The 10789-nt window shown below is 68.9% G+C and carries 8 protein-coding genes and 2 pseudogenes; 6 read left to right on the plus strand and 4 right to left on the minus strand.

The window, feature by feature from the left end:
• Positions 1-155: 155 nt before the first annotated feature.
• Positions 156-1337 (plus strand): acyl-CoA dehydrogenase family protein, encoded by a 1182-nt coding sequence (locus QH470_RS16355; protein WP_280273226.1) that lies wholly within the window; start codon positions 156-158, stop codon positions 1335-1337.
• A 25-nt stretch (positions 1338-1362) separates the two neighbouring features.
• Here the strand turns inward: QH470_RS16355 and QH470_RS16360 are convergent, their stop codons facing one another.
• Both QH470_RS16360 and QH470_RS16365 read right to left on the minus strand, forming a co-directional pair.
• Positions 1363-3033, minus strand: a complete 1671-nt coding sequence (locus QH470_RS16360; protein WP_280273227.1) for an acyl-CoA synthetase — start codon at positions 3031-3033, stop codon at positions 1363-1365.
• Positions 3034-3132: 99 nt separating this feature from the next.
• Positions 3133-4584, minus strand: coding sequence for an aldehyde dehydrogenase family protein (locus tag QH470_RS16365; protein ID WP_280273233.1), 1452 nt, complete (start codon positions 4582-4584; stop codon positions 3133-3135).
• Positions 4585-4910: 326 nt separating this feature from the next.
• Here QH470_RS16365 and QH470_RS16370 point away from each other — a divergent pair.
• The 4 genes and pseudogenes from QH470_RS16370 to QH470_RS16385 form a co-directional block, all read left to right on the plus strand.
• A pseudogene (locus QH470_RS16370) lies at positions 4911-5003 on the plus strand (3-oxoacyl-ACP reductase); the annotation flags it as partial.
• Positions 5000-5878 carry an HTD2 family dehydratase gene (locus tag QH470_RS16375; protein ID WP_280273228.1) on the plus strand — a complete coding sequence of 293 codons (879 nt, stop codon included), beginning with the start codon at positions 5000-5002 and terminating at the stop codon, positions 5876-5878. The pseudogene QH470_RS16370 and the gene QH470_RS16375, both read left to right, overlap by 4 nt.
• The gene (locus QH470_RS16380; protein WP_280273229.1) at positions 5871-7088 is read left to right on the plus strand and encodes an acetyl-CoA C-acetyltransferase; all 1218 of its coding nucleotides are present in this window, start codon (positions 5871-5873) and stop codon (positions 7086-7088) included. Before QH470_RS16375 ends, QH470_RS16380 begins: the two co-directional genes overlap by 8 nt.
• Positions 7089-7128: 40 nt before the next feature.
• Positions 7129-8319, plus strand: a complete 1191-nt coding sequence (locus tag QH470_RS16385; RefSeq protein ID WP_280273230.1) for an acyl-CoA dehydrogenase family protein — start codon at positions 7129-7131, stop codon at positions 8317-8319.
• A gap of 20 nt (positions 8320-8339) precedes the next feature.
• On the opposite strand, the gene QH470_RS16390 is transcribed toward QH470_RS16385, so the two are convergent.
• Positions 8340-9137 (minus strand): SDR family NAD(P)-dependent oxidoreductase, encoded by a 798-nt coding sequence (locus QH470_RS16390; RefSeq protein ID WP_280273231.1) that lies wholly within the window; start codon positions 9135-9137, stop codon positions 8340-8342.
• A 197-nt stretch (positions 9138-9334) separates the two neighbouring features.
• Between QH470_RS16390 and QH470_RS16395 the strand changes: the two genes are divergently transcribed.
• The gene (locus tag QH470_RS16395) at positions 9335-10162 is read left to right on the plus strand and encodes a TetR/AcrR family transcriptional regulator (protein ID WP_280273232.1); all 828 of its coding nucleotides are present in this window, start codon (positions 9335-9337) and stop codon (positions 10160-10162) included.
• Positions 10163-10165: 3 nt separating this feature from the next.
• Here QH470_RS16395 and QH470_RS16400 read toward each other — a convergent pair.
• A pseudogene (locus QH470_RS16400) lies at positions 10166-10603 on the minus strand (hotdog family protein); the annotation flags it as partial.
• Positions 10604-10789 lie beyond the last annotated feature (186 nt).

Genomic DNA, 10789 nt, shown 5'->3' on the forward strand with positions numbered 1-10789 from the left:
TGGTTTGCGGCCGCACGGTCGACGACTTCCTTGCCGCACGAGCCGCCTACTCGCCCCGCTTTGATGGCCCGTCGCCGTAACCCGCGAGCCGCCGGGCGCACCACACCCGCACCGCGCCGGCCGCGCGGCCGGCGCCGCAGACGAGGAGGCCTGCCATGCCGAGCATGTCCACCGGAGCCGACGCCCTCACCGACGAGGACTTTCGCGAAATCCTGGCGCAGACACGGACTTTCGTCCGCTCCGTCGTCATGCCGCAGGAGCAGCGGATCGCCGCGGAGAACCGCATGCCGGACGAGATCACCGCGCAGGCCAAGTCGATGGGTCTCTACGGCTACGCCATCCCCGCCGAGTGGGGCGGTCTCGGCCTGGATCTCGCGCAGGACGTGGAACTGGCGATGGAACTGGGCTACACCACTCTCGCGCTGCGCTCCATGTTCGGCACCAACAACGGGATCGCGGGCCAGGTGCTGGTGGGCTTCGGCACGACCGAGCAGAAGTCCCGGTGGCTCGACCGCATCGCCTCGGGCGAGGTGGTGGCCTCGTTCGCGCTGACCGAATCCGGGGCGGGATCCAACCCCGCGTCGCTGCGGACCTCGGCCGCCCGATCCGGCGAGGACTGGATCGTCAACGGCGAGAAGCGATTCATCACCAATGCCCCGCTGGCCGATCTGTTCGTCGTCTTCGCCCGCACCCGGCCCGCCGACGCCGACGGGCCCGGGATCTCGGTCTTCCTCGTCCCGGCGGATACCCCGGGCGTCGAGGTCGGGCCCAAGGATCTCAAGATGGGGCAGGAGGGCGCCTGGACCGCGGAGGTGCGCTTCCAGGACGTGCGAGTCGGGCCGGACGCGCTGGTCGGCGGTAACGAGGACATCGGTTACCGCGCGGCGATGACCTCGCTGGCCCGCGGCCGCATCCATATCGCCGCGCTGGCGGTGGGCACCGCCCAGCGAGCCCTCGACGAGTCCGTTGCCTACGCCGCCACGGCCACCCAGGGCGGCACTCCTATCGGAGAGTTCCAGCTGGTGCAGGCCATGCTCGCGGATATGCAGACCGGTGTCATGGCGGGACGCGCCCTGGTCCGCGACGCGGCACGGGCCTGGGTCGCCGGGGAGGACCGGCGCAACGCGCCCTCGGCGGCGAAGCTGTTCTGCACCGAAATGGCGGGCACAGTCGCCGATCTGGCGGTGCAGGTGCACGGTGGCACCGGCTACATGCGCGGCGTCGCCGTCGAACGCATCTACCGCGACGTCCGCTTGCTGCGTCTCTACGAGGGCACCAGCGAGATCCAGCGCCTGATCATCGGCGGCGGTCTGGTCAAGAGCGCGACGCGCCGCTGAGTCCGGTGCGCTCGGCCCGCAGGTATCAGGTCGCGGCGATCGCCTGCTCGCGAGCCCAGCGGTAGTCGGCCTTGCCCACCGGACTGCGCACGATTTCCGGCACGAAGACGACCGCCCGCGGAAGCTTGTACCGCGCAATGGATTCCGCGGCGTGCGCGATCAGCTCCGCCGCGCTCACCGCCGTGGACACCGCGACGATCGCCACGACCTCGCTGCCCCACCGCTCACTCGGGCGGCCCGCCACCACGACGTCGGCGACGGCCGGATGGGACGAGATCGCCAGCTCGACCTCCTCGGCGAAGATCTTCTCGCCGCCCGAGTTGATCGTGACCGCGTCGCGGCCCAGCAGTTCGATGGAGCCGTCGGCCAGATGTCGTGCCCGGTCCCCCGGCAACACGAAACGCGCGCCGCCGACCACCGGGAATGTGGCGGCGGTCTTGGCGGCGTCGCCCTTGTACCCGAGCGGGGTGAAGCGGCCCTGCGCGAGCCACCCGATCCCGTCGTGGCCCGGTTCGAGCACCGCGCTGAAATCCTCGGCCACCACGCAGGTATCCGCACCGGCCGCGAACGTGCCGGTCGATACGAATCCCGCGGCCGACACGTGATGCAGCTGCGCGCCGGTCTCCGACGCACCGACGGCATCGAGTACGACCAGCCCGGGCACCGCATCGATCCAGCGCTGCTTCAGCCGCGGGCTCAGCACGGCCCCGCCGCTGGCCAGCACCGCCAGCGACGACATATCCGCCGCGCCCGCCTCGACCGCCGCGAGTAGCGGCCGGGCCGCCGCGTCGCCGACCACGATCACGATGGACACGCGCTCCCGCTCGATGGTGCGCGCGACCGACTCGGCGTCGAGACGGTCGACCACCGGTGCGAGCACGATCGTCTGCCCCGTGGTCATCGCCGTGAGCACTGCCCACTGTGCCGCGCCGTGCATCAGCGGCGGCAGGATGAGCAGTCCGACACCGGGATTCGACATCGCTCGCGCCGCGATCTCGTCGTAGGAGCTCACCACCGCGCCGGTGTTGTTGTCGCGGCCGCCGCAAGCGGCCATGAAGATGTCGTGCTGACGCCACAGCACGCCCTTCGGCATGCCGGTGGTACCGCCGGTGTACAAGACATAGAGATCGTCGGGGGAAGCCTGCGGGAGCGTGGCATCCCGCGGGGCGGACGCGATGGCTGTCTCGTAATCGACTGCGCCGTCGAGTAATTCATTGCCGGAATCGTCGGCGATCTGGATGAGCACCCGCAGGTTCGGCAGCTCCGGCAGCACCTCGGCGAGCGTGGGCGCGAAGGCGGAGTGATAGATGAGCGCCGTCGCACCGGAATCCGCCAGCAGATACCGCAATTCGCTCTCGACGTACCGATAGTTGACGTTGAACGGCGCCACGCGGGCACGGAAGGAACCGACCAGCCCCTCGATGTACTCGGGACCGTTGTAGGCGTAGATGCCCAGCAGATCCTGCCCGACCTCATGCCCCGCGAGCACCTCGCGCTCGGTGTGGCAACCCAGTCCACGGGAACGCAGGTAGGCGGCCAAGCGCTTCGATCGCTCGGCGATCTGCGCATAGGTGAATCGCCGGTCACCCTGCACGACCAACTCCCGGTCGGGCAGGGCGGACGCGGCGGCGTCGATCGCGGATACGAGGGTGAATTGCGACGTCGACGATTCGGATTCGGCCACGGAACGAGACAACGGTGCCTCCTCGGTCTCGGGGGTGGACAACCGTAGTCAGAATATCCCGACTGTAAGCATTACGGGAAAGATTACGAGAATAGCCGGAGAATCGGCTCGCTATCGCCCGGCACCCCGGGTCGGTACCGATCCCCCGACCCGCCGGCGCGTCCGGCGGCGGGCGAAGCGCAGGACGACCTCGATGACCCCGCGCAGCGGCCGGGTGAACGGCGGCGCGGCCAGAGCGGTGACGACGAACGGCAGGTCCGCCCCCGCGACGGTGCGATAGTGGGTGAAGGTGTCGAAACCGGCCTTGCCGCGATAGGCGCCCATACCGCTCTGCCCGACGCCGCCGAACGGCGCGTTCTCCGGAAACATGGTGAGCGCGAAGTCGTTTCGGGAGACGCCGCCGCTGCGGGTATGTCGCACGAAGGTACGGAAGTCCGGTCCGTCGGGCCCGTACCAATAGGCGACGAGCGGCGCGGGCCGCTCGTTCAGATGGTCGACGACATCGGCGATCGACGAGTAGGGCCGCAACACGAGCACCGGTCCGAAGATCTCCTCCGTCGCGATCGGCATCTCGTCGGTGACGTCACGGACGATGGTCGGCGCGATCTTGCGCGAAACACGTTCGGGCAGCGCCTCGCCGGGCGGCGCGATCGCGTCGACACGGGCGCCCCGGGCGCGGGCGTCATCGATGAGGCCGAGAACTCGCTCGTAGTTGGCCGCGTCGACGCACGCCGTGTAGTCGGGGTCGGCGGTGATCGTCGCGAACATGTCCCGGAACGCCGCTCGCAGCGCGTCGGCGAAGGCGTCGATGCGGGCCTCGGGGACGAAGACGTAGTCCGGACTCACGCAGACCTGCCCGCCGTTGACCATTCGCGCGCGGGCGATGCGGGCGGCGGCCTGGGAAATATCGGCGTCCGGCGCCACGACGACCGGATTCTTCCCGCCGAGCTCCAAGGTCACCGGGACGAGATGGGTGGCCGCGGCGCGCTGCACCAACCGGCCGACCCGGGTCGATCCGGTGAAAAACAGGTGATCGAAAGGCAATTCGGCGAATCCGGCGGCCACCTCGGGCCCGCCGGTCACCACCGCCAGCTCGGCCTGGTCGAAATAGCCGGGCGCCAGCGCACGGGTCAGTTCCGCGGTGTGCGCGGTGACCTCCGACATCTTGATCATGACCCGATTACCCGCCGCGAACGCCGCCGCGGCCGGCACCACAACCAGCTGGAGCGGGAAATTCCACGGCCCGATAATGCCGACCACGCCCAGCGGCGTCGGTTGCACCTGAGCACGAATCCCGTAGAGGCGAGCCATCGGCTTCGGAGTGCTCGGGCGCATCCACCTGCCGATGTGCGAACGGGTGTGCTCGATGGTCGAGAGCATGCCCATGATCTCCGCGAACAGGATTCCGGTGCGCGAACGCGTCCCGAAGTCGCGGACCATGGCGTCGACATACGCGTCGAGGTTGTCGAGGACCATGGCGAGCAACCGGTCGATCCGGTGCCGGCGAACCGCGATCGTGGGCGGCCCCTCGCGAAGGTAGGCGCGGCGCTGCACCGCCAGGATTTCGGCCGGTGTCGCGAAATCCGGTACAGCGTCTCGCTTTTCGGCGTCGCCGATCGGTTGCTCGGTGATTCCGGTACTCATCGTGGCGCCTTTCGCCTCGGGGCTCCGCCTACAAGTGGACGACGACGTCGAACAGTGAATGATCCAGTAAACCAAACTGTAGCATCGAGAACAGCGCCGGAGACGTAGATTTTCAAGGAAGCCCAGGCGTTTTACCGGTAGCCTTGCACGGAAGTCGCAGTGACCATACAGTTCCTTCCAGACCAATACTGTTGCGCTTACGATAAAGACAACGACAACGCTCGACAACAGGAGGGCACGTGACCGGACGACCCGAGGAGGTCGCGAACGTGGCGCTGTTCCTGGCGGCCTGTACAACGGGCACGACCCTGGAAGTGACGGGCGGGCGGTTCCTGTGAGCGGCTGGACACCGCACACCGTCGTCACCGAAGAACTCGTCGATCCCGGTCCCGTCGAGGCCCTGCGGACACTGCTCGACACCGGTGCGGAAGCCGCCCGGACGGGCGATCCCCTACCGCCGCTGTGGCATTGGGTGGCGCTGCCCCGCTGGCCGGTGTCGTCGTCGCTCGGGCCCGACGGCCATCCCGCGCGCGGCGCGTTCCTGCCCCCGGTGGACCTGCCGCGGCGAATGTTCGCGGGCGGCGAAGTGTGGTTGTCCGGCGATATCACCGTCGGTTCGACAGTGCGCCGCGAGGCGCGGGTGGTGTCGGTGACACCGAAGTCCGGGCGCAGCGGGCGGCTCGTGGTCGTGGTGGTCGAGATCGCGCTGTTCGCCGGGACCCCCGAGCCCGCGCTGGTGGAACGGCAGAATCTCATCTATCGCGAGGCGGCGGTACCCGATCCGGCCACCGCCGCGGCGCCGGTCGCGATCGAACCCGTCGGGGCGCCGCTGCGGCGGCTGCGGGAATGGGACTGGGAGTTGCGCACCGATCCGACGGTCCTCATGCGCTTCAGCGCCGCCACGGCGAATCCGCATCGCATCCATTACGACTGGCCCTACGCCACCGCCGTGGAGGGCTATCCGGGGCTCGTGGTGCACGGCCCGCTGATGGCACTGGCACTCGCCGAAACGGTGCGGCGCGAAGCTCCGGACCCGGCGCCCGTGCGACTGCGCCACCGCAACCTCGCGCCGCTGTTCTGCCCCGGCCCCGCTCGTCTCCGACGGCAGGACGACGCGAACGGCCACCTCACGGTCGCCGTTGTCGGCGAATCCGGCACCCATGCCACCCTGACCGCCGACTTCCCTTCTCCCGGAGCCCGATTCCATGCGTGAGGCAGTGATCTGCGAACCCGTCCGCACACCGATAGGACGCTACGGTGGCGTATTCCGGTCGCTGACCGCGGTCGACCTGGGCGTCACCGCGCTGCGCGGTCTGCTCGAGCGCACCGGCATCGACCCCACGCTGGTCGAGGACGTCATCCTCGGCCACTGCTACCCGAACAGCGAGGCTCCGGCGCTCGGCCGGGTGATCGCGCTGGACGCCGGATTGCCGACCACCGTCGGCGGCATGCAGATCGACCGCCGCTGCGGTTCCGGCCTCCAGGCCGTGATCCAGGCCGTCCTCCAAATACGAAGCGGCGCAAACGACGTGGTGATCGCGGGCGGCGTGGAGAGCATGAGCAATGTCGCGTTCTACTCGCTCGACATGCGCTGGGGCGGCGCCCGAGAGGGTGTGCGCATCCACGACGGCCTCACCCGCGGCCGCGAGACGGCGGGCGGGCGGCGGCATCCGGTGCCCGGGGGCATGCTCGAGACCGCCGAGAACCTGCGCCGGATCTACGACATCCCGCGCGAGGAACAGGATCGGCTCGCCGTACGGTCGCACCAGCGGGCCGTCGAGGCCGCGCGCGGCGGCGCGAGCGCCGAGCAGATCATCCCGGTCACCGTCTCCGCACGCGGTCGGGAGACGGTGATCGACACCGATGAACATCCGCGCGCCGACACCACGCTCGAGACGTTGGGTCGGCTGAAACCTGTTCGCGCACGGGAGGATCCGGAATCCACCGTGACGGCGGGCAATTCCAGCGGGCAGAACGACGCCGCGTCGATGTGCCTGGTCACCACGCCCGACAAGGCCGAGCAGCTCGGACTGACGCCATTGGTCCGCCTCGAGTCGTGGGCGGTGGCGGGCGTGCGTCCCGACATCATGGGCATCGGCCCGGTACCGGCCACCGAAGCGGCACTGCGCGCGGCCGGGCTCGGCCTCGCCGATATCGATCTGATCGAACTGAACGAGGCCTTCGCGGCGCAGGCATTGGCCGTGCTGCGCGAGTGGAAGTTCGGCGAGCGGGATCTCGAACGCACCAACGTGCACGGCTCCGGCATCTCGCTGGGCCACCCCGTCGGCGCGACCGGAGGACGCATGCTCGCCACCCTCGCCCGCGAAATGCACCGCCGCGACCTGCGTTACGGGCTGGAGACCATGTGCATCGGCGGCGGCCAGGGCCTCGCCGCCATCTTCGAGCGAGCGGACGCACGATAACCGGCGTTGCGTTCGCCGCCCCACAGGAACGGACATCCGCGTGAAACTGGCACAGACCCACGGCCTGACCGAGACTCAAACCGAAATACTCTCCGCCGTACGCACTTTCGTGGAGAAACAGATCATTCCCCACGCCCAGGACCTCGAACGCACCGACACCTATCCGCAGGCCATCGTCGACCGGATGGCCGAGATGGGCCTGTTCGGCCTCACCATTCCCGAGGAATACGGCGGTCTCGGCGAATCGTTGCTGACCTACGCGCTGTGCGTGGAGGAACTCGCCCGCGGCTGGATGAGCGTTTCGGGCGTGCTCAACACCCATTTCATCGTGGCGTATCTGCTCACTCGGCACGGCACCGACGCCCAGCGACAGAAGTTCCTCCCGCGCATGGCCACCGGTGAGGTACGCGGCGCGTTCTCGATGTCCGAACCCGAACTCGGCTCCGACGTCGCGGCCATCCGCACCAAGGCCGTCCGCGACACCCTCGGCGACTACACCATCGACGGCCGAAAGATGTGGCTCACCAACGGATCCACGGCGAACCTGGTCGCGGTCCTCGTCCGCACCGACGAGGGCCACGAACGCCCCCACGACAACCTCACCGCTTTCCTGATCGAGAAACCCACCGGGTTCGGCAGCGTCGCACCCGGTCTGACGATTCCCGGCAAGATCCACAAGATGGGCTACAAGGGCATCGACACCACCGAACTCCTGCTCGACGGCTATGCCGCCGCCGCGGACACGGTGCTCGGCGGCAGCCCCGGCAGCGGATTCCGGCAGATGATGGACGGCATCGAGGTCGGCCGCGTCAACGTCGCGGCTCGGGCGTGCGGAATCGCGTTGCGCGCCTTCGAACTCGGCGCCCGCTACGCCCAGCAACGCTCGGCGTTCGGCAAACCCATCGCCGAGCACCAGGCCATCGCGTTCTCGCTCGCCGAGATGGCCACCAAGGTCGAGGCGGCGCACCTCATGATGGTCAACGGGGCCCGCCTCAAGGACTCCGGCGAGCGCAACGACATCGCGGCCGGAATGGCCAAATACCTTGCCAGCGAATACTGCAACGAGGTCACCCAGGCCGCGTTCCGTATCCACGGCGGCTACGGCTACTCCACCGAGTACGAGATCGAGCGCCTCATGCGCGAGGCGCCGTTTCTCCTCATCGGCGAGGGCACCAGTGAAATACAGAAGCGCATCATCGGAAAAGGCGTCATGCGGGGCTACCGCCTCTGACGCGGCCTCGTTCGCGGCCGTCAGACGAAATCGGAGCCGCCGTCGACATTGATGTTCGCGCCCGTCATGTAGGAATTGCGGCGGGAGGCGAGGAAGGCGACGACCGGGCCGATCTCTTCCGGGCGGCCCGCGCGCGGCAGTTGCGCCGGGTGCCCGTAGTGCCCGGCGATCGCCGCCATCAGCTCGTACGGGTCGTCGCTCGCGACGCCGACCGAACGCGCCCACCCGACCAGCGACGGTGTCACGAAAGTACCCGGCGAGACCACATTGACGAGGATCTCCTCCTCGGCCAGCAGCAGCGACAGGTTCTTCGACGCGCTCGTCACCATGGCCTTCGCGGCGGTGTAGGCGACCAGCGGAACGCTCTGCCGCTGCGTCGAATGCGCGGAGAAGTTGACGATCCTGGCCCATTCGGCCGCGCGGAGCAGCGGCAGGGCCGCGCGCACGCAACGCACCATGGACAGCACCCCGTCGTCGACCGCCTCGCGCCACTGGTCGTCGCGCAGAATGTCGAAGCGCCCCTGCACATTCGGGCCCACCGTATTCACCAGCACATTGAGTTCGCCGCCCCAGCGCTCCCCCAGTTCGGCGAATACGGCATCGACCTGATCGACGTCCCGCACGTCCGCGCGCAGCCCCGCGGCGTCCGGGCTGCCGTGCCGGGACAGCTCCGCCACCGCGCGATCCAGGTCCGCGCGCGACCGGCCGACCACGGCGACCCGTGCCCCTTCCTCCGCCAGGCAGCGAGCCGTGGCCAGGCCCATCCCCCGGCTCCCGCCGACCACCACCGCGGCCGCCCCCGTCAACCCCAGATCCATCGCGCCACCGCCTCCCGATATTCTACAGAGAACATTACTGTATCAGTTCCAGTATCTATCGTCGGAGTAGTGCGGAGACGCGCCGATAGAATGCCTCGCGGTATGATTTACGGTTACATGTACTATCGAGTTTGCTGCCGATTTCCGCACCGGGAAGCGGTTACGCTCGAATGAACTTCACGGAGGTGGTCGCACACATGGCGAAGCGGGCAGCCGCGGAGAAACGACCGCGGCGCGAACGCGGTTCTCTCAACCCGGAGGACATCCTCGACGGCGCGTTCGAACTGGCCGAGCAGGTGTCGCTGGACAACCTGAGCATGCCCATGCTGGGCAAGCATCTCGATGTCGGCGTCACGAGCATCTACTGGTACTTCCGCAAGAAGGACGACCTGCTCAACGCGATGACCGATCGTGCGCTGCACCAGTACGCCACCTTCGTCACGCCGTTCGTCGAGGCCGCCGACTGGCAGGAGTCGCTGCGCACACACGCCCGCACGATGCGGGAGACGTTCCTGGGCAACCCGATCCTCTGCGACCTGATCCTGATCCGCTCGGCACTGAGCCCGGAAGCCGCGCAACTGGGCGCCCGGATGACCGAGCAGGTGATCGCCAGCCTGGTCGAGGCCGGCCTGTCGCTGGAGGAGGCCGTCGACACGTACTCGGCGGTCGAGTTGCACGTGCACGGAACGGTTGTGCTGCAACGCCTCTACGACAAGAACAAGGAGTCGGAGGCCGGCGCGAGCGCCTACTACGAGCACCTCACCATCTCGGCCGACACGACACCGCTACTGGCCGAGGCGCAATCGAAGGGCCTGCGCAGCGGCGCGCCGGACGACCACAATTTCGAGTACGGGCTCGATTGCATTCTCGAACGCGCACACCGTTTGATCGAATCCGGACCGGGCACGAAGGCGAAGGCCTCCGCCAGGAAGACCCCGGCGAAAGCGGCCGCGAAGAAAACTGCCGCGAAGAAAGCACCGGCGGCGTCCTCGCGGCGTCCCGCCAAGGCCGCCGCATCGAAATAGTCGTCACTCCGTGCGGCGCCGGCCGTACCGCGTGCCCGCCAACGCGCTCGGCGGCGCGGCGACCGCAGTGACCACACCCGTGCAGAGCACGGTGTCGTCGAGCATCAGCCGCGCCGTGGAGTCGATTCCGCGATCGCCGACCGAACGCTGTATGTCGAATCGCAATTCGGTGAGCAGCGGCGTCGGCCGGCGATAGGTCACCGTCAGCGACCGGGTCTTGCCCGCCAGACCCGCCGCGCAGTTCTGCTGCTGCGTGACGCAATCGAAGAACACCCCCAGAAAGCCGCCGTGCACCAGCCCGGGCGGCCCTTCGTAGGGCAGAGGGAAAGTCACACGGCCACTTGCCGTCTCGGCATCCACGCGATCGAATCGGTACTCCGGGAAGCACGGATTGAACGATCCGATGTGGTAGGCGTGGTCCAGATAGATCCGCTGAGTATCGGGGGGGGGGGGGGGGGGGGGGGGGGGGGGGGGGGGGGGGGCGGGCCGCGCGGGGCGCGCGCGCGGGGGGGGGGGGGGGCGGGGGGGCCGGGCGGGGGGGGGGGGGGGGGGGGGCGGGGGGGGGGGTTTGCGCCGCCCGGGGGGGCGCCCCGCCCCCGGCCGATACTCAGCGGATCTATCTGGACC

It is taken from the genome of Nocardia wallacei, assembly GCF_029868745.1.
GTDB classification, from domain to species: Bacteria; Actinomycetota; Actinomycetes; order Mycobacteriales; family Mycobacteriaceae; genus Nocardia; species Nocardia wallacei_B.